Below are 19,784 nucleotides of genomic sequence, written 5' to 3'. Positions count from 1 at the left end.
GGTCCGCCGGAGCGGGTGCGGTCAGTTCGTGAGGACCGTCAGCCCGTGAGGACCGTCAGTCGGCGAGGACCGACAGGTCCTGGCCCGCGGTCGGGACGAGGACCGAGCCCCGGTCGTCGGGCATCGGCTGGACGGTGAAGGCGGGCACCCCGCCCTGGGGCCGGGCGAGCATGCGGGACGCGTAGACGGGGCCGCTGCCGGGCTCCGGCTCCACCGTCAGGGCATAGCTCCCCTTCAGGCCCGTCGGGCGGGGCGGGACGGCATCGAGGCTGGTGCCGCCCTTGACCGTGTACGTCTTGGTGACCGGGGTCCCGCCGCCGCTGCCGGCCGACGCGGTGACCTTCACCTTGGCGTCCTTGCCCTTCTCGGGGGCGACCAGCGAGAGGGTGGCGTCCTTGCCGCGGTTGTCGACGGCGGTGGCGCGCTTCTCGATGGGCCGGGTCGCGGGGATGAACGCCATCTCCTGCTTGGCGCCCTTGCCGCGGGTCACCCGCAGCGCGGCCGCGACCGGGACCTTGGAGCCGCTGTCGGAGGGCGTGAGCACCAGCGAGCCGGCCTCGCCCTTGGTCAGGTCCTTGAGGTCCACCGCCGTGGTCATCCCGCTCTTGAGGTGCAGGGTCTCCACTCCGGCGGGGGTGATCATCCCGGTCGGGGTGGCCAGTTGCACCTTCAGGTCGGCATCGGATTCACCGGGGGCGAGGGCGACCAGCCGGACGGAGGTGGCGTCCTTGGGGACACCGGGCAACACCACGCTCGGCGACGGGTCGGCGGCGGGCGGCAGCCAGTCGCTGCCGAGCTTGCTGTCGCTCGCCTGAACGGCGGCGCCGACCCGGCCCTCGCGGGCGACGACATGCAGGGTCGCGTTGGTGGTGGGGGTGTCGGTGAGGGTGGAGAGCAGGACGGGGACCGTGGTGTGCGGCGGGACGGAGATGTCCTCGCCGGCGGAGCCCGCCAACGCCCCGTCCTTGCCGCGCAGTTCGAGGTCGACGACGGCCGGCGTCGAGTCGGGGTTGGTGAGGTGGACGTAGTCCTGGCGGTCGGTGGCGGTGCTGACGCCGGGGAACCAGAACGTGGTGTCGGGGGTGGTGCAGCCCAGGCCCAGGAGGCCGCGGCCGGAGCCCGCGGCGACCGAGGTGGTCTGCTGGACGGTCCAGCCGGGGGCGAGAGTGCCGTCCGCCGTGCCCACGAGGGCGGGGGCGTCGGGGCGGTCGGTGGTCGTGGTGACCGGCTGGCCGGCCTGCCGGAGGGGCACGACGGGCTTGGTGTCACGGGGCGGGACGGCCTGCCCGGCGGCGGAGTCCGCGGCGCCGCCCTTGTCCCCCTTGGCGTTCTTCCCGCCCTTGCCCTTGTCCTTGCCGTCGCCCGCGCCGCCGGCGTCCTTGACGGTCCCGGCGGGCAGCAGCTGGGCGGTGCCCTTCTTGCCGTCCGCACCGGCGGCGGCTCCCTGGGGCGCGAAGGCGGTGTAGGCGGTCTCGCCGACCTCGGAGGAGGTCGGGGCCGGGCACAGCAGCGCGGAGCGCTGGACGGGCAGCCGGCTGCCGCCGCGGGGTGCGTCGGGGGCGCCGCCGCCCGGTCCGGCCACGGCGGCGACGCCGGTGACCGCGGCCAGCGCCACGGTCACGCCGATCAGGGACATCATGGTGCGCTTCACTGCTGGTCGCTCCCGTCACGGCGCGGCTCGGGGTAGGAGCCGGAGTACCCCGGGTACTCGGTGCCGTCGTCGTAGGGCTGCTGGTGCTGCGGCCCGCCGTCGCCGTACTGCTGCTGCCCGTACCCGTACGGGTCGTAGGCGCCCGCCTGGTAGGGGTCCGCGGCGTACGGCCCCGCGGCCTGGTAGGGGTCGCCCGGCGGGTAGGGCGGCTGGCCGTACGGCCCGGCCTGGTAGGGGTCGCCGGGGACGTAGGGCTGCTGTTCGCCGGAGTGGCCCGGCGCACCGGGCTCGCCCTGCTGGGCCGCCTGCCAGGCGTCGTACGCCGGCTGCTGCGGCACGGCGCCGTACATGCCGTCCGCGTCCTGGGCGGGGGCCGCCGCGGCCATCGGGTCGGCAGCGGCCATCGGGTCGGCAGCGGCCATCGGGTCGGCAGAAGCCATCGGATCAACAGCGGCCATCGGGTCGGCGGCGGCCGGGTCGAGCGGCTGCTCCCCCGCCCGGGCCCCGGGGATGCCGGGGCCGGCCCCCTCGGGGGCGCCCGCGGCCTCGGCCTGGGCCCGCAGGCGCCGGGCCCGGCGGCCGTCGCCGGTCGCCGCGGCGGCCTGCGCGGCGACCGTGTCCTCGGGCAGGTCGTCGTCGATCTCCCGGCGGCGGCCCGGCAGCGCCAGGACCACCAGGACGACGGCGAGCAGGCCCTGCGCCCACAGCCAGAGGGTGTGGCCGACCGGGTTCTCGTGGGTGAGGTCGAGGGTGCCGCCGCCCGCGGGGAGCGCGAAGCCCTGGGCCCAGCCGTCGACGGTCCGCGGCTTGAGCGGGGTGCCGTTGAGCGTGGCCTGCCAGCCCTCGTCGGCGGCGTCCGCGAGGCGCAGCACCCGGCCGTCGGCACCGCCGGGCACCTTGGTGTGCGCCTCGACGGGGCCGGACGGTACGGGGACGGGCGCGGCGGCCTCGCCGGCGCTGGTGCCGTCCTTGGCCTCGCCCGCGACGATCGAGACCCGCGAGACCCGGCGGTCGACGCGCCACAGGGCGCTGCCGTCGTCCTGGCTGAGCCGGGTCAGCCCCGGGGTCGAGTCCAGCACCCGGCCCATCTCGCGCGGTGCCCCGCCCCTGACCAGGACGTAGCGGACCGCGTAGCCGCCGAGCTGGTTGGTCTGGTCGGCGCCGGAGCCGGCCACCAGATGGGAGACGATGCCGCCGAGCCGCTTGTCCTCGCCCGCCGCTGCGGCCAGGTCGGCGTCACCGAGCGCGGCTCCGGAGCCGCGGACGAGGGTGTAGTCGACATGGCCCGGGGTGCCGTCGAGGACCAGGGTGCGGGCCCGGTCGGAGGTGCCGGCCTCCTCGGCGACGAAGGCCGGGACCTGCTCCGGGTTGCGCCGCTCCAGCGGACCGGCGGCACCGGTGATCATCCAGCTGACCGCGGCGTAGAGCGGGGCGAGCACCGACGCCAGCGCGATCAGCACGGCGACCGGCTGCTTCCAGCCGAAGCCGAGGCTGGCCATCCGGGTGCGGATGCCCTCGGCGCCGATCGCGGCGGCGCACAGCAGCGCCAGCCCGTAGACGAGCATCGCGGGCCCGGTCCAGCCGGAGCCGTTGCCCAGCGCCGCGAACAGCAGGCCGGCCAGGGCCACCGCCCAGGCGATGCGGATCGCGCGCTGCCGCTCGTCGCGCAGCGTCGCGGCGAGCGCGGCCGCCACGATGCCGAAGAGCAGCACCCCGCCGACGGCCTTGGGGCCTCCGGGGCTGAGCCCGACGAGGTCGAGCACGGAGGCGGAGCCGGCGCCGTAGCCGAGGCCGGCCTCCTGGAAGAAGCGGGACGGCTGGGTCAGCAGCGACAGGGACCAGGGGGCGAGCACGACGAGCGGCGCGAGGAGCACGACCAGGAACCGCAGCCCGTGGGCGCCCAGCTGGTCGCGGTGGCCACCGGCGACGCGCAGCACCAGCAGCCCGGTGCCGAGCAGCACCGCAATCGGCCAGACGACCGGGGTGAAGGCCATGGTGAAGGTGATCAGCAGCGCATACGCCCAGGTGGCGCGCCAGCTGGGCCGGGTGCCCGCGGGCAGCCGCAGTCCGCTCGCCGCGACGGCGGCGCGCGCCATCAGCGGCAGCAGGACGGCGAGTACCGCGGTGCCCAGCCGGCCGCCGGCCAGCGCACCGGCGGCCGCGGGCAGGAAGGCGTACGCGATGCTCGCCCAGGCCCGCAGCAGCCGGGAGGCGACCAGCGGGCGGGAGGCGAAGTAGGCGGTGAGGCCGGCCAGCGGGACGGAGCAGACCAGCAGCAGGGTGACGGCGAAGCCGGTGCTGCCGAGGAAGACGCTCGACACCAGGGCGACGACGGCCAGGTAGGGCGGCGCGGAGGCGCTGCCGCCTACCCCGACCGCATGCCAGCTGTCGAGGTAGGCCGACCACAGATCGGACACGCTGCCGGGCGCGGGCAGCATCGCTCCGCCGGTCAGCGCACCGGAGCCGAGCAGGCCGCGGCAGGCGGTCAGTGAGACCAGCAGCAGGACGAGGAAGAGCACCGGTGCGGGCTTGCGGGCGATCCGCTTGAGCCGGGCGAACTGCTCGACCTCCAGGAAGTCGGCGTCGTCGCCGCCGGGCCCGGACTCGACCGCGCCGTGCCGGCCGGCCGAGGCCACATCCGGTGCGGCCCGTCCGGCGAGGTTGCCGGCGACCTGTTCGACGGTGGCCCGCACGGTCGCGCCGGGGGGCGGGAAGAGCGGCCGCAGTTCGCCGGTGTCGACCGCGGGGCGGCCTCTCTTCTTCCGTGCGGCGAGGATCTTGCCGGGCCGCAGCAGGGTGCCGAAGAGTCCGGCGAGTTCGTCGAGCGCCTGGCCCGGGACCTTGCCGACGAGGTAGGCGATGACCCGCAGGAAGGTGCCGATCAGCAGCCGCAGCAGGACGTACGGGAGGATCGCGCCGCGGGTGTTGGTGAGCAGGGTGTAGACGGCGCCGGCCTTGTCGACGCGGTGCGGGTTGGCGACGCTCCGGCCGACGCAGTCGATGGGGCGGCGCTCGCGGGCGGCGGCCTCGGCGTGCCGCAGGATCGCGTCCGGTGCGACCAGGACCTGGTGTCCCGCGGCCTGGGCGCGCCAGCACAGGTCGACGTCGTCGCGCATCAGCGGCAGCCGGCGGTCGAAGCCGCCCAACTCCTCGTAGACGTCACGGCGGATGAGCATGCCGGCGGTGGAGACGGACAGCACGGGGCGTACCTGGTCGTGCTGGCCCTGGTCCTGTTCGCGGCGGTCCAGGCCGGTCCAACGGCGACCGCTGCGGGCGATACTGACCCCGACTTCGAGCAGCTGCCGGCGGTCGTACCAGCTGCGCAGCTTGGGACCGACGATCACGGTGGAGGGGCTGGCGTCGGCGACCCGCAGCAGCTCGGCGAGCGCGTCCGGCTCGGGCGCGCAGTCGTCGTGCAGCAGCCACAGCCACTGGACCGGTTCGCCGTGCGGCAGCTCCGGCATGTCGTAGGCCTCGTCGCGCCAGGTGCGGCTGACCGGGTCCCAGCCGCTGGGGCGGCGCAGGTACGGCAGGTCGTCGGGGGTGAGTTCGGGGGCCGTGCGGACGGCTTCGTCGACGGCGGTGCCGAATCCGGAGCGGCGGGCGAGGTGCAGCACCCGCTGGTCCCCGATGGCCTCGGCGAGCAGCTGGGCGGAGTGGTCCGCGCTGCCGGTGTCGGCGCCGATGACGTTCTGCACCGGGCGCTCCTGGCCGAGCAGGCCGGTGAGCGCGTCGGGCAGCCAGCGGGCACCGTCATGGGAGACGATCACGGCGGTGACGACGTGCCTCGGGAACTCTGGGGTGGCGGCTGCGTATGAGGCGGCCTGGGCCGCCGGCTGGCTGTGCACGGACATCGAGGTACGGGCCCTCCGGACCCGGGAGTTCGAAGGCCCGCGGCGAAGTCGCGCTAAGGCCCCGCCCCCGGAAGACACTGCGACGGACTACGAGGCGACGCGCGCGCCCGGCAGGGCGGCGGCGCATCTCGGACGGGGCCCCACACTAATGGTTCGCGCCGGTACCCCGACCGGGCCCGTACGAAGCAGCGCACAGCAGTCCGCCTCCGGCGCGCGAGTCGCTGGAGGCGGAGTGTTCGCTATAGGGGGATATGGGGAGTTGAGGTGGCACGGCGGCGTGGTCCGTGCGGCCCCGCCCGTTCGGTCCGGCCGGCTGCGCTGTCATCGTCAGACGGCGGCCTTCTTCAGCCGGCGCCGCTCGCGCTCGGACAGGCCGCCCCAAATGCCGAAGCGCTCGTCGTTGGCGAGCGCGTACTCCAGGCATTCGGACCGGACTTCGCAGGCGAGACAGACCTTCTTGGCCTCGCGGGTGGAGCCACCCTTCTCCGGGAAGAAGGACTCGGGGTCGGTCTGGGCGCACAGTGCGCGCTCCTGCCAGCCGAGCTCCTCGTCCGCCTCCTCGACCAGCAATTCCTGGAACAGCTCGGTCATGTGCGCCCCTCGTCTGTCTTTACGTCCCCGTGATCAAGCCGTGATCGATTTCGGCTGAACGACACGAGTGAAATTACAAGTGTGGTGATCCGGGCCAGTCAAGCCGAGATCTGCTATTGGGCCTCTTATTCACTCGGCGGAACCAAGCGTATGCGGAAAGTGTTCAAATCAGTAAAAACCAGGACACTTCCCCGGGCGTGCCACCCGGCGCATCCTCAGTCGCTCACCAAGACGCGTTCAGGCGGCATTCACGTTGCACCCCGCGCGCCGAAGCGGGGGAGATCACAGACGGATCACGGGGCCGCAGCGGCGTTTGAAGGTGCGGTTGCCGGTCGATGTCTCCGTGCCAACGACTGCACAAACCTTTCTCCGGGCGGAGTAACCGGATGAGGTGAAAGATTTACGGCAAACCAGTCATCAAGTTGACATCGCCGCGTGAACCCGGTCTCCTGGACCGCATGCCAGCGACCCCCGCGCTCCGACTGACCCGTGCCTACGGGTCGCTCTGCGCTGCGCAGGCCCGCTGTCGCTGTTCCAGCTGTCGAAGCCACTGAGCTCCAGCTTTTCGCTCGCACCACCCCGCAGCGCCCCTGCTCCGCGTCACCGCGCCGCGCCCCCCACAGGGAAAGCCCGCGCCGTGCCGCAGCCCTCCCCCAGCTACGGCTGGGACCCCAGCACCTTGGCCGAGGAACCCGAAATCCCATGAACAGCGACGTCCAGATCGCCGGCGACCCGCTCGCCATCCCCCACCTGCTGCCGCCCGTTCCCGCGCACCCCACCACCGTCGCCGGCTTCGCGGGGCTGGCCCGCTCGATCGCCGCCGACCGCGCCGCCTGGGCGCCGCTCGTCCGCTACGACACCACCACCCGCTGGTACCACCGGCTGCGCACGGCCCCTGGCTACGAGGTGTGGCTGCTGAGCTGGGTGCCGGGGCAGGGCAGCGGCCGGCACGACCACGGGGCGTCCTCCGGGGTGCTGACCGTCCTGGAAGGCGAGTTGACCGAGCACACCGCGACCGGGGCCCGTACGCTCACCGCCGGCGCCCAGCGGGTGTTCGCCCCGGGCTACGTCCACGAGGTCGTCAACGACGCCCTGACCCCCGCGGTCAGCCTGCACCTCTACTCCCCGGGCCTGACCGATATGCCGATGCACCCCGGCCAGACCACGGCCGTCGGTGGCGCGGCCGCCCCGTCCGAGGTACTGGCCCCCTGACACCCACTCGCCGGCCCCTGCCATGCTGGGGCCATGCGAATCGTGGTTCTGGCCGGCGGTATCGGCGGCGCCCGCTTTCTGCGGGGACTGAAGGCAGCGGCTCCGGACGCGGACCTCACCGTCATCGGCAACACCGGCGACGACATCCATCTGTTCGGACTCAAGGTGTGCCCCGACCTCGACACCGTGATGTACACGCTCGGCGGCGGCATCAACGAGGAGCAGGGCTGGGGCCGCACCGACGAAACCTTCCGGGTGAAGGAGGAGTTGGCCGCCTACGACGTCGGCCCGGAGTGGTTCGGGCTCGGTGACCGGGACTTCGCCACCCATATCGTGCGGACCCAGATGCTGGGCGCCGGATATCCGCTCAGCGCCGTCACCGAGGCGCTGTGCGCGCGCTGGAAGCCCGGCGTACGGCTGCTGCCGATGTCCGACGACCGGGTCGAGACCCATGTCGCGATCGACGAAGACGGCGAGCGCAAGGCGATCCACTTCCAGGAGTACTGGGTGCGGCTGCGCGCCTCGGTGCCGGCGCACGCCGTGGTGCCGGTCGGCGCGGACCAGGCCAAGCCCGCACCGGGCGTGCTGGAGGCCATCGCCGACGCGGATGTGGTGCTGTTCCCGCCGTCCAACCCGGTGGTCAGCATCGGGACGATCCTGGCGGTGCCGGGCATCCGGGAGGCCATCGCGGACGCCGGGGTGCCGGTGATCGGGCTCTCCCCGATCGTCGGCGACGCCCCCGTGCGCGGGATGGCCGACAAGGTGCTGGCGGCGGTGGGCGTGGAGTCGACCGCCGCGGCCGTCGCCCGCCACTACGGCTCCGGGCTGCTGGACGGCTGGCTGGTGGACTCCGTGGACGCGGACGCGGTGGACGGGGTCGAGGCGGCCGGGATCCGCTGCCGGGCCGTACCGCTGATGATGACCGACCTGGACGCCACGGCGGCGATGGTGCGCGAGGCGCTGGCCATGGCCGAGGAGGTCCGGGCGTGAACGGCCCCGAGGGGGTGCCCGGATACCGGGTGTGGGCGCTGCCGGGAGTGCCCGAGGTGCAGCCCGGCGATGATCTCGTCAAGCTGATCGCCGCGGCGGCTGCCGCCGACGGCCTGCCGCAACTCGCCGACGGCGACGTGCTGTTGGTGACCTCGAAGATCGTCAGCAAGGCCGAGGGCCGGGTGGTCGAGGCCACCGATCGCGAGGCGGCGATCGACCGGGAGACGGTGCGGGTGGTGGCCCGGCGCGGCACCCTGCGGATCGTGCAGAACCGGCAGGGCCTGGTGATGGCAGCGGCCGGGGTGGACGCCTCCAACACCCCCGCGGGAACGGTGCTGTTGCTGCCGCAGGACCCGGACGCCTCGGCACGCGCCCTGCGGGCGGGCCTGCGCACCGAGCTCGGCGTCGACGTCGGCGTCGTCATCAGCGACACCTTCGGGCGGCCGTGGCGCACCGGCCTCACCGATGTCGCCATCGGGGCCGCCGGGGTGCGGGTGCTGGACGATCTGCGGGGCGGCACCGACGCGTACGGCAATCCGCTCAGCGCGACGGTGGTGGCCACCGCCGACGAACTGGCCGCCGCGGGCGACCTGGTGAAGGGCAAGGCCGCCGGGCTGCCGGTCGCGGTGGTGCGCGGACTCCCCCATGTCGTCGAGGAGGCGGGCGACGGCGCCGGGGCAGGCGTCATGGTGCGCGGCGCCGAGGACGACATGTTCCGGCTGGGCACCTCGGAGGCCGTACGCGAAGCGGTGACGGCGCGGCGTACGGTCCGCGCCTTCCGCGACGAGCCGGTCGATCCGGGGTCGGTCCGGCGCGCGGTGGCGGCGGCGCTCACCGCCCCGGCGCCGCATCACACCACGCCGTGGCGGTTCGTCCTCCTGGAGTCGCCGCAGGCACGGGTGCGGCTGCTGGACGCGATGCGGGACGCCTGGATCGCGGATCTGCGCGCGGACGGCAAGACGGAGGAGTCCATCGCCAAGCGGGTGCGGCGGGGTGAGGTGCTGCGCAGCGCGCCGTACCTGGCGGTGCCGTGCATGGTGGCGGACGGGGCGCACGACTACCCCGACGCGCGGCGGAGCGCCGCGGAGCGCGAGATGTTCGTGGTGGCCCATGGCGCGGGCATCCAGAACTTCCTGGTCGCGCTGGCGGGCGAACGCCTGGGCTCCGCCTGGATCTCGTCGACGATGTTCTGCCGGGACGTGGTCCGCGAGGTGCTGGAACTTCCCGGGAACTGGGAGCCGATGGGGGCGGTGGCCATCGGGCATCCGGCGGCGGCACCGGCGCCCCGTCCGGCGCGGACCGCCGACGAGTTCGTGGTCGTGCGCTGACCTGCGCGCCCGCCCCGCGTCAGAGCCGGGCGATGTCCCCCACGGGGAAGCGCGGGGCGCGGCGCGGCGGGACGCGGCCGGACAGCAGGATCAGCCGGGCCGCGCGGTGCCGCTGGCCCTCGTAGGGGGCGAGGAGTTCGAGCATCTGCTCGTCGGTGGTGCCGCGGCGGCCGGTGAGGGCATAGCCGATGATCTTCGGCAGATGCAGGTCGCCGACTGTGATCGCGTCCGGTGCGCCGAGGGTGCGCTGGAGGGTTTCGGCGACGGTCCAGGGGCCGATGCCCGGTAGGGCCGTCAGCCGCCGGGTGGCGTCCGCGAGGTCCATCCCCGCAGCCTCCTCCATCCGGCGGGCGGCCCGCACCGCGCGCAGGATCGTGGCCGAGCGCTTGCCGTCGACGCCCGCGCGGTGCCACTCCCAGGAGGGGATCAGCGCCCAGCCGCGCGGGTCCGGCATCACCCGCATCCGGTCCCAGGGCCCGGGGGCGGCCTCGCCGTGCCGCGACAGCAGGAGCCGCCAGGCGCGGTAGGCCTCGTCGCTGGTGACCTTCTGCTCCAGGATCGAGGGGATCAGCGACTCCAGGACCAGACCGGTCCTCGCGAGCCGGAGGCCGGGGTGGCGGCGGCGGGCCTCATGGACGATGCGGTGCCGGGCGGTGAGTTCCGCCGGGTCGTCCGCCGCCCCCAGCAGCTCGGGCAGCCGGTCCAGCAGCCAGTCGGCGCCCGGGCCCCAGGCCTCGGCCTCGATGCCGCCGGCGGACGGGCGGGCGGCGAGCCGCAGCGTGCCGGGGCCCTGCGGTGTACGGCAGGCGCGCCACAGCTCGCCGCCGCGCACCGCGAACGCGGGGTCACCGGGGCCGCGCTGCAGCACACCCAGCGTGCGGTGCAGGTCGAACGGGCCGGGCGGAAGCCAGGTACGGGCGGGCATGCGGCCAGGCTAGGCGATACGGCCGGGGCGGCGCGGGGGCCTGTGGACAACGACGGGCCGGGCCCGGTGAGCGGTCGACGGGCCGGGCCCGGTGAGCGGTCCACCGGCCTGCCGGCCGACGGGTTACCGGCTCCCCGGCTCCTGGCTCTCCGGCTACTGATCGGAGGAGAAGCGCACCGATGCGGCCGGAATGTCGGCGTCGCACCAGATGCGGATACCGCCGCGCAGCTCGTTGTCGGCGCCGATCCGCGCGCCGTCGCCGATGACCGCACCGTCCAGGACCGTACGGGCCCCGATGCGCGCGCCGGCGCCGATCAGCGAGTCGCGGATCTGGGCGCCCTCCTCGATGACCGCACCGTCGAGGACGGCGCTGCCGTCGATCCGGGCGCCGGAGCCGATGACGGTGCGGGCGCCGGCGACGGTGCCGCCGGTGAGTTTGGCGTCCGGGGCGACCTCGGCGGTCTCCAGGACCAGGCGGTCCCCGCGGCGGCCGGGCACCGCCGGGGACGGGGCGCGGCCCAGGACCAGGTCGGCGGAGCCGCGGACGAAGGCCTGCGGGGTGCCGAGGTCGAGCCAGTACGTGGAGTCGACCATGCCCTGGAGGTGGGCGCCCTCGGCGAGCAGGCCGGGGAAGGTCTCGCGTTCGACGGAGACCGGGCGTCCGGCCGGGATGGTGTCGATGACCGACCGGTTGAAGACGTAGGCGCCCGCGTTGATCTGGTCGGTGACGATCTCCTCGGGGGTCTGCGGCTTCTCCAGGAAGGCGGTGACCCGACCGGTGTCGTCGGTGGGCACGAGGCCGAAGGCGCGCGGGTCCTCGACCCGGGTGAGGTGCAGCGAGACATCGGCGCCGGCGGTGCGGTGGGTCTCGACCAGGGCCGGGATGTCCAGGCCGGTGAGGATGTCGCCGTTGAAGATCAGAACCGGCTCGTCGGGGGCGGAGTGCAGCCGCTCGGCGACATTGCGGATGGCCCCGCCGGTGCCCAGCGGCTCGTGCTCGGTGACGTACTCCAGGTGCAGGCCCAGCGCCGACCCGTCGCCGAAGTACGGCTCGAAGACCTCGGCGAGGTAGGAGGTGGCGAGGACGATGTGCTCGACGCCGGCGGCCCGGGCGCGGGCCAGCTGGTGGGTGAGGAACGGCACGCCGGCCGCCGGGACCATGGGCTTGGGCGTATGCACCGTCAGCGGCCGCAGCCGCGTGCCCTTGCCGCCGACCAGGAGGATCGCTTCAGTCACTGTGTCCTCTGTTCGCTTCTCCGCCCGCGCAGCGGTGCGGCTGTCGACGTCGACCACAGCCCGGCGGCTGCACGTGCGACGCTCACGGTGTCTTCTCTGCTTCCTGCTGGGGTCGGCCGATCGGCGGACCAGTGTAGGCAGAGAGGGCATCCGGATGCCCCCGGCGGTGCGACCGGCCCCGTGCTGTTCAGGCCACGGGGCGGCACGGGGCCGGGGCGAAGACGTCGTGGTCGAAAGGACGCGTCAACGGCAGGAACAGTTCAGTGGCTTCGGCACCATGTGCACCCCCACGCACCGTGCCGAATACCCGCAAAACTGTGCATGACCACCCGATTCGCCGCGGCGGGTCAGCGGCCCTGGAGCCCGGCCGCGGCGACCCGCGTGGCACCGAGCTTGTTGTAGAGGTACAGGCCCGGGCAGTCGGTGGTGAAGCCGTCGCGGTGGCCGGAAATGACATGCAGCGGGACCTTGGAGCCCTTGGGGAAGCGGTTGCCGCCGGCGGACAGCAGCTTCGTCATTTTGCGCGGATCGACGCCGTAGAGGCCGAGCTTCCAGGCCGTCAGACGGGCGATGGCGTCGACGGCGGGCCGCGGCGGCTCGGTGTCGGTGAAGGTGCCGAGGACGGCGATGCCGGTGCTGTCGGCGTTGAAGCCGAGGGTGTGGGCGCCCATGACGGGCTTGGCGACGCCGCCCGCCCGGCCCTCGTAGACCGTGCCGCACTTGTCGATGAGGAAGTTGTAGCCGATGTCCCGCCAGCCGTTGCTCTTGACGTGGAAGCGGTACATGGCGCGGATCATCGCGGGGGCCTCGTCGCAGCTGTAGTCGTTGCCGGAGCCGCTGTGGTGGACGAAGGCGGCGCGGACGGTGTGGGTATAGATGAAGGCCTTCTCCCGCAGATCCTCGTCGGCGCCCCAGCCTGCCCGGGTGACGATCCGGGGGCGCGCTCCGAGGAAGGCGCGGGGCGGCGACAGCAGGCCCGCCGCGGCGATATCGGCCAGGGAGGCGACCTGGTCTAGGGCCGGGATCTCGGTGGCGCCGAGCGGGGTGAGCAGGGCGTTGGCGGCGGAGGCCGCGGCCGTGGCCGCCCCGGCGCTGACCGGGGCCGGCGGGTCGGCGTGCGTCCCGCGGAGGCCGCGCGGGGCCCTGCCGGGGTCGACGAGTTCCAGCCGCAGCCCGGCCGGGACGGTGGCCGCCGCGCGGTCGCTGTTCTCGGGGGTGATCCGCAGTTGGACGGCGTCGGAGTCGCCGACCCACAGCGGAGAGGTGCTGCCCCGCACGTCGCTGCCGTGCCGTTCGGCGGAGCCGAGGTCGGGGGCGTCATCGTTGTGGACCTGGACGTCCTGCCAGCCGGACCACCGGGTGGTGCCGGTGGCGCGGGTGCGGACCTGGACCCGGCCGTGCAGTTCGGCGGCGTCGTCGTCCCAGACCACCCCGAGGAGGGAGAACGGCCGCACGGTGCGGGCAGGCAGGCCGAGCGTCCCGGGCGCGGGCACGGTGGCGGAGTCACGGTCGGTGGCGTCGGGGGCGGCTGCGCCGGGCGTCGGCACCGGCAGGGACTGGGTGCTGCCGGGCAGCTCGGGGGTGCTCGTGGCGCGCGGCGCCGGGGCCGGGGCCGGGGCGGGGACGGCATGCGCACCGGCCGCCGGCGCGAGGGACAGGGCGAGGGCGGCGGTGCACACGGCGCCGAGGCAGGTCACGAGGAAAGGGCGCATGAAGAAAATCCTGGACATGTCCGGACCGAACGCGCCAACGGTGACCTGACGGGACATCGGCCGATCCGGTGGCCGGTACTGCTGCGCCCGCCCCGTCGCCGGCCGCCGCCGCGCGTACCCTGGCCGCGATGAACGCCACCGATCGCACCCCCGCCGACCTGCTGAGTTCCGCGCTCGCCGCGGATCCGGCCCGCCCTCTGGTGACCTTCTACGACGACGCCACCGGCGAGCGCGTGGAACTGTCCGTCGCGACCTTCGCCAATTGGGTGGCCAAGACCGCCAACTACCTCCAGGGCGAGCTGGCCGCCGGGCCGGGCGACCGGCTCGCGCTGCTGCTGCCCGCGCACTGGCAGACCGCCGTCTGGCTGCTGGCCTGCTCCTCGGTGGGCGTGGTCGCGGAGGTGGAGGGCGATCCGGCCGCCGCCGACCTCGTCGTCGCCGGGCCCGACCGGCTGGAGGCGGCACGGGCCTGCTCCGGGGAGCGGGTGGCGCTGGCACTGCGCCCGCTGGGCGGCCGGTTCCCGCAGCCGCCGGCGGGCTTCGCGGACTTCGCCGTCGAGGCGCCGGGCCAGGGCGACCGGTTCGCGCCGTTCGCGCCGGTGGACCCGGCGGACGCGGCCCTGGTGGTGGGCGGCGAGGAGCTGACCGGCGCGGGCATCGGGGCGCGCGCCCTGGCCGACGCGGCGGCGGCCGGGATGCCCCAGGCCCCCCGGGTGCTGTCGGGGCTGCCGTACGACACCTGGCAGGGCCTGTCGTACGGGCTCTACGCCCCGCTGGCGGCCGGCGGTTCCGTGGTGCTGTGCCGCCACCCGGACCGGCTGGACGCGGACGCCGCGGACGCCCGGGAGACCAGCGAGAAGATCACGTACAAGGCGCCGTCACCGCACTGAGCCCACGGCACCGTCACCGCACCGAACCCGCGGCGCCGTCGCCGCACCGAGCGGTCCTCCCCCGTCCGGCGGACCGGTGGCGCCCGTGGCGGGCCGGTTCGCCCGTTTCGGTCCAGGATCTTGAGTACGCAGCACCATGCGCGGGGTTCGTCCGTCTCTTGTTCCGTCCGGGCCCTCGTGCGCGCGCGACGCCGACTCCGTGAGGGATGGACGCACAGGTGACCGAGACCCCCGAGCCTCCCCGGTTCACCGGCTGGGACGAACGCCCGGCCGGGGGGCTGGGGTCGCACCGGCCGGGGCCCTCGCGCACCCCGCGCCGCCCGCGGAGCTGGCGGGGCTGGGCCGCACTGGGGGTCACCGGTGTCATGCTGGCCGGGGCCGGCAGCGGCTGGGCGGTCTACGCCAAGCTCAACAGCAATATCCGCACCGACAGCGCCACCGAGAAGGAGCTGCGGAAGTGGGAGTCCGAACGGCCCCCCGCGGGCCCGCCGAACGCCGTGAACGTGCTGCTGATCGGCTCCGACACCCGCAGCGGCGACAACGGCCGGTACGGCCACGACGCCGGCCAGCGCTCGGACACCACGATGCTGCTGCACCTGGCGGCGGACCGGAAGAGCGCCACCGCGGTGAGCATCCCGCGCGATCTGATGGTGGAGGTGCCGCACTGCAAGCGCCCGGACGGCACGGAGACCGCACCGCTGACGACCCAGTTCAACGGGGCGTTCGCGGTCGGCGGCGCGGCCTGCATGATCCGTACGGTCGAGAAGCTGACCGGCATCCGCATCGACCACTACTTGATCATCGACTTCGTGGGCTTCAAGAAGATGGTGGATGCGGTGGACGGCGTCGAGATCTGCCTGCCCCGGCCGGTCCACGACCCCGCGGCGCAGCTCACCCTGCCCGCGGGCCGGCAGACCCTGCACGGTGAAGCCGCGCTCGGATTCGTACGGGCCCGTAAGAGCCTGGGCAACGGCAGCGACACCCAGCGGATGCAGCGACAACAAGACTTTCTTGCCGCTCTCGTGAAGAAAGTGCAGAGCAACGGTGTGCTGCTCAATCCGACCCGGCTGTATCCGGTGTTGGATGCCGCGACGAGTTCACTGACCACGGACGCCGCGCTGGCTTCCCTGAAGGGGCTGTACGAATTGGTGCGCAGTACCCGCAGCATTCCCGCCGGCCGGGTTCAGTTCATGACCGTGCCGCGCCGGGAGTACCGCTACGATCCCAATCGCGATGAACTGGTCCAGCCGGACGCCGGCCGCCTCTTCGGGCAGCTGCACAGCGATCGTCCGGTGACGGTGAAACCCCCGCCCGACACCGGGGAGAAGCCGGTGCGCACGGGAACCGGGGCGCCGGCAGGCCGGGCGGGCAGAGCTCCCTCGCCGTCGGCGGGTCCGGACCCGTCCTTTCCCGGGACGACAGCGGGACACGGGGTCTGCGGATAAAGATGCCGCAAAGTACGCCTGGTGACTCGAATGGATTGGGCGGATTGCCCAGTTGTAGGCAAGTGGAATTTGTCACGAGCGTCGCGGGGCGCTGAACTGGGCGGATAGTGTGAGCGATCCGGTCGCAGGACCAGCTGACCGATGACCATGCACTAAACGATCGATCGACCGACCGAGCGCCTTGAGGGGATGGCGCCGCGTGGCACCGACGGAGGACTCAAGGCACCGTGGACGCGCAAGGCCGTGGGCGGGCGGGCGACAACAACGTCGATCCCGCCGATCAGTGGGTGTTCGACCCGAACACCGGCAACTACGAGCTGCGGCTTGACCATGCCGGTCAAGCCGACGCTCGGCCCGCCGACCGCAAGCCGGCCGGCTCCAGACGTGCCGCGCGCAAGTCGGGCGGCGACACCGACACCCGGCCGCTGCCGACCCAGCGCGGCCGCCGGGACGAGGACGCCGAGGGCGACGAGCGCGCCGGCGGCGGACGGGCGGCCCGGCGGGCGGCCGGCAGCCGCACGGTGTCCGCGGCGGCCGCGGGCCCGGCGAGCCGCCGCAAGCGCAAGCCGAAGTCGTCCGGGAAGAAGAAGGCGCTGTACTGGACGGCCGGTGTGGTGGGCTTCGTCCTCGTCGCCGGCTGCGGTGGCGCGTTCTACCTCTACCAGCAGCTGAACGGCAACATCTCCAAGGTCGATGTCGGCGTGGAGAACGACGCGGTCTCCGAAGGACCGGTCAACGTCCTCATCATCGGGACGGACGCCCGCTCCGGGAAGGGCAACGCCGGCTACGGCGACGCCGGCAGTGTGGGGCACGCGGACACCACGATCCTGATGCACATCTCCAAGGACCGGACGAACGCCACCGCGCTGAGCATTCCGCGCGACATGATCACCGACATCCCGACCTGCCCGACGAAGCAGAAGGACGGCTCGACGAAGAACATCCCCGGCGAGCACGGGGTGCGCTTCAACACCAGCCTGGGCCAGGAGGGCCGGGACCCGGGCTGCACCTGGCGCACCGTCGAGAAGCTGACCGGGCTGAAGATAAATCACTTCATGATGGCCGACTTCAACGCGGTCAAGGAGCTGTCCACCGCGGTCGACGGCGTCGAGGTGTGCGCGGGCAAGGACCTCAACGACCCCAAGTCGCACCTGAAGTTGAAGGCCGGCCGGCACGTCGTCAAGGGCGAGCAGGCGCTGGCGTTCGTCCGTACCCGGCACGCCATCGGGTTCGGCAGCGACCTGGACCGGATCAAGATGCAGCAGCAGTTCCTCAGCTCGCTGATCCGCAAGCTGAAGTCCAGCGCCTTCAGCAGCCCCGGCAAGCTCTACGACGTCAGCCAGGCGGCGACCAAGGCGCTCACCGTCGACACCGGTATCGGTACCGCGAACAAGCTCCTGGACTTCGGGACCGACCTCAAGAAGGTCGACATCGACAAGGTCACCTTCGCCACCGTGCCGGTGCTGGACAACCCCGACGACCCGGCCACCGTCATCCTCAACAAGACCGCCGCGGACCCGCTGTTCGCGATGGTCCGGGCGGACCACGCCCTGGCCAAGGGCAAGAAGGGCAAGGGCAAGAAGTCCGCTCCGGTGAAGAAGGCCGCGCCCGGGCAGGTGCGGGTCGATGTCACCAACGGTGGCGGACCGATCGGTTCGGCGCAGGAGACCGTGGACTGGCTGCAGAACACCAAGGCCGCCAAGCTCTCCACCAACGCCGGCAACGCCCCGGCGAAGCTGGCCACCACCCGCCTCGAATACGCGCCCAACCAGGCCGACCAGGCCGCCACTCTGGCCGACTGGATGGGGCTGCCCAAGAGCGCGCTGAAGAAGTCGTCGCACAACGCCGGTGACCGGGAGCCGATGAAGCTCACCCTCGGCAAGGACTTCAAGGCACCGGGCACACCGATCGACGCGCCGACCGAAACCCCGGACGGGGTGCAGAACGTCAATGCAGATGACAAGAACGTCTGCGCGAAGTGACCTGAGCGGGCTCCGGCCGCCCCTCCGAGGCGCCGAACGCACCATCGGACTCATAACGGGGAGAGGGCCCAATGCGGCAGAGCAGTGTGCGCGGTGACCGATCACGTCGGCGACGACGGCCGGATGCACCGGATGCACAGGAGCTGGGCTGGGACGACGGGCTGTACGAGGACAAGGGCCTGCCGCCGGACGCTCCCGGCTGGACGCCCTCCGCGGGCGGCGACGCCCCCTTGGGCGACGGGGACGGCGACGGGCCCGCGGAGGGCGACGGCCACCGCAAGGGGGGCCGGCCGCGCCGCGGCAAGGGCCGCAAGGTGCTGCGCTGGACCTCGCTGACCCTCGCCGTCCTCATAGTGGGCGGCGCGGGCGCCGGGTACTGGTACTACGAGCACCTCAACGCGAACCTCCGCAAGGCCCCGCGGTCCCTGGCCGGGGACGGTCTGAAGAAGCCGGATCCCAACGCCTTCGGGCAGAGCCCGCTGAACATCCTGCTGCTGGGCTCGGACGGCCGGAACAGCAAGAAGAACATCGAGCTCGGCGGCGCCCGGCAGGACGCGGACCGCAAGCCGCTCGCCGATGTGCAGATGCTGCTGCACGTCTCCGCGGACCGCAGCAACATGTCGGTGATCTCCATCCCGCGCGACACCCGGGTGACGATCCCGCAGTGCACCGACCCGAAGACCCACAAGGTCTATCCGCAGACCTCCGCGGCCATCAACCAGTCGCTCCAGCACGGCGGTCCGGGCTGCACCCTCGCCACCTGGCAGGAGCTGACCGGCATCTACATCGACCACTTCATGATGGTCGACTTCTCCGGCGTGGTGGACATGGCCGACGCCATCGGCGGCGTCCCGGTCTGCGTCGACAACAACGTCTACTCGCACGACAGCAAGGGCCACGGCAGCGGGCTGAAGCTCACCAAGGGCACCCACTCCGTCAAGGGCGTCCAGGCCCTGCAGTGGCTGCGCACCCGCTACGGCTTCGAGGACAACACCGACATCGGCCGGGCCAAGGCCCAGCACATGTACATGAACTCGATGGTCCGCCAGCTGAAGAAGGGCACCAAGCTCACCGACCCGGGGCAGCTGCGTGACCTGGCCGAGGCCGCGACCAAGGCGCTGACCGTCGACGACGGCCTCGACACCGTCAAGAAGCTCTACGACCTGGGCAGCGACCTCAACCGGGTGCCGGCCAAGCGCCTCACGATGGTCACCATGCCCTGGCAGTACAGCCCCGACGAGTCGTATGTCATGCCCAAGCCCGGCGACGCGGACGCGACCTTCGCGCTGCTGCGCAACGACACCGGGCTGGACGGCAAGGACAAGGAGAAAAAGGCGGCGCCGGACCCGAAGCCGTCAACTCCCAAGGGGCAGCTGAAGGTTGTGGTGCAGAACGGCACCAACAGCACGGTGAACGGCCCGGTCTCCGGCCGCGCGGCGGTCATCCAGCAGCGGCTGTCCGGCCTCGGCTACACCGCGGCGGGCACCGACTCCGCGCTCACCACCCAGGCCGACACCACCGTCACCTACCGGGACAAGGCGCAGCGGGGCGACGCGCTGGCGCTGGCGAAGGCGCTGGGACTGCCCAAGGGCGCGGTCCGGGAGTCGAGTTCGGCCACCGGGATGCGGCTGGTGGTCGGCAGCGACTGGCGCAGCGGCTCGGCGTACCCGAAGCAGTCGGGCGACGAGAAGGGGGCCGACAAGGCGCCGGACAGCGCCGATGCGCTCAACGGCGAGGACTCCAAGGCCTGCATGAAGGTGAACCCGCAGTACAGCTTCTAGGCGTCCTCCGGGGCCTTCCGGGGCTTCCGGGGCCTTCCGGTTTCGGCGGGCCCTGGGGCTTTCCCTACCGGGGCCTCCCCCTTGCCCAGGTTTTTCCCCGCCGCCCACCCCCCTTCGGGGGGTGGGCGGGTGTGGAGGGGAGGTTTCCCGGGGGGCGGGTGTGGAGTTCCCCGGGGGTGTGGAGCTT

The 19,784-nt window shown here is 73.2% G+C and carries 13 protein-coding genes; 7 read left to right on the top strand and 6 right to left on the bottom strand.

The window, feature by feature from the left end:
- Positions 1 to 55: 55 nt before the first annotated feature.
- The 3 genes from OHS81_RS22630 to OHS81_RS22620 form a co-directional block, all read right to left on the bottom strand.
- Positions 56 to 1,651 (bottom strand): DUF5719 family protein, encoded by a 1,596-nt coding sequence (locus tag OHS81_RS22630; protein ID WP_328386498.1) that lies wholly within the window; start codon positions 1,649 to 1,651, stop codon positions 56 to 58.
- A complete protein-coding gene (locus OHS81_RS22625; protein ID WP_328386497.1) occupies positions 1,648 to 5,505 on the bottom strand; it encodes a glycosyltransferase family 2 protein in 3,858 nt (1,285 codons plus the stop codon). Before OHS81_RS22625 ends, OHS81_RS22630 begins: the two co-directional genes overlap by 4 nt.
- A 327-nt stretch (positions 5,506 to 5,832) precedes the next feature.
- Positions 5,833 to 6,096 (bottom strand): WhiB family transcriptional regulator, encoded by a 264-nt coding sequence (locus OHS81_RS22620; protein ID WP_003983763.1) that lies wholly within the window; start codon positions 6,094 to 6,096, stop codon positions 5,833 to 5,835.
- A gap of 702 nt (positions 6,097 to 6,798) precedes the next feature.
- On the opposite strand from OHS81_RS22620, the gene OHS81_RS22615 reads away from it, so the two are divergent.
- From OHS81_RS22615 to OHS81_RS22605, 3 genes are read left to right on the top strand one after another with little or no spacing between them, the layout of a single operon-like run.
- Positions 6,799 to 7,308, top strand: a complete 510-nt coding sequence (locus tag OHS81_RS22615) for a cysteine dioxygenase (RefSeq protein ID WP_328386496.1) — start codon at positions 6,799 to 6,801, stop codon at positions 7,306 to 7,308.
- A 33-nt stretch (positions 7,309 to 7,341) separates the two neighbouring features.
- Entirely contained in the window at positions 7,342 to 8,298 is a 957-nt protein-coding gene (cofD, locus tag OHS81_RS22610) for a 2-phospho-L-lactate transferase (protein ID WP_328386495.1), read from the top strand.
- Positions 8,295 to 9,626 carry a coenzyme F420-0:L-glutamate ligase gene (locus OHS81_RS22605; protein ID WP_328386494.1) on the top strand — a complete coding sequence of 444 codons (1,332 nt, stop codon included), beginning with the start codon at positions 8,295 to 8,297 and terminating at the stop codon, positions 9,624 to 9,626. The genes cofD and OHS81_RS22605 overlap by 4 nt, the downstream gene beginning before the upstream one ends.
- A gap of 19 nt (positions 9,627 to 9,645) precedes the next feature.
- Here the strand turns inward: OHS81_RS22605 and OHS81_RS22600 are convergent, their stop codons facing one another.
- The 3 genes from OHS81_RS22600 to OHS81_RS22590 all read right to left on the bottom strand — a co-directional run bounded on the left by OHS81_RS22600 (position 9,646) and on the right by OHS81_RS22590 (position 13,499).
- Positions 9,646 to 10,551, bottom strand: coding sequence for a DNA-3-methyladenine glycosylase family protein (locus tag OHS81_RS22600; protein ID WP_328386493.1), 906 nt, complete (start codon positions 10,549 to 10,551; stop codon positions 9,646 to 9,648).
- 153 nt (positions 10,552 to 10,704) lie between these two features.
- Entirely contained in the window at positions 10,705 to 11,787 is a 1,083-nt protein-coding gene (locus tag OHS81_RS22595) for an NDP-sugar synthase (RefSeq protein WP_328386492.1), read from the bottom strand.
- Positions 11,788 to 12,134: 347 nt separating this feature from the next.
- Complete coding sequence (locus OHS81_RS22590; RefSeq protein ID WP_328386491.1) at positions 12,135 to 13,499, bottom strand: peptidoglycan recognition protein family protein; 1,365 nt, start codon at positions 13,497 to 13,499, stop codon at positions 12,135 to 12,137.
- Between the two features lie 128 nt (positions 13,500 to 13,627).
- Between OHS81_RS22590 and OHS81_RS22585 the strand changes: the two genes are divergently transcribed.
- The 4 genes from OHS81_RS22585 to OHS81_RS22570 all read left to right on the top strand — a co-directional run bounded on the left by OHS81_RS22585 (position 13,628) and on the right by OHS81_RS22570 (position 19,597).
- Positions 13,628 to 14,389, top strand: coding sequence for a TIGR03089 family protein (locus OHS81_RS22585; protein ID WP_328386490.1), 762 nt, complete (start codon positions 13,628 to 13,630; stop codon positions 14,387 to 14,389).
- A 218-nt stretch (positions 14,390 to 14,607) separates the two neighbouring features.
- Positions 14,608 to 15,834: an LCP family protein gene (locus OHS81_RS22580; protein WP_443058748.1), complete on the top strand. Its 1,227-nt coding sequence runs from the start codon at positions 14,608 to 14,610 to the stop codon at positions 15,832 to 15,834.
- 227 nt (positions 15,835 to 16,061) lie between these two features.
- Positions 16,062 to 17,816 (top strand): LCP family protein, encoded by a 1,755-nt coding sequence (locus OHS81_RS22575; protein WP_328386488.1) that lies wholly within the window; start codon positions 16,062 to 16,064, stop codon positions 17,814 to 17,816.
- Positions 17,817 to 17,887: 71 nt separating this feature from the next.
- Complete coding sequence (locus OHS81_RS22570; protein WP_328386487.1) at positions 17,888 to 19,597, top strand: LCP family protein; 1,710 nt, start codon at positions 17,888 to 17,890, stop codon at positions 19,595 to 19,597.
- Positions 19,598 to 19,784 lie beyond the last annotated feature (187 nt).

Source organism: Streptomyces sp. NBC_00400, assembly GCF_036048035.1.
Lineage (GTDB): Bacteria > Actinomycetota > Actinomycetes > Streptomycetales > Streptomycetaceae > Streptomyces.
The sequence above is the reverse complement of the archived record's forward strand: the minus strand, read 5'-3'. Positions and strand labels throughout refer to the sequence as shown.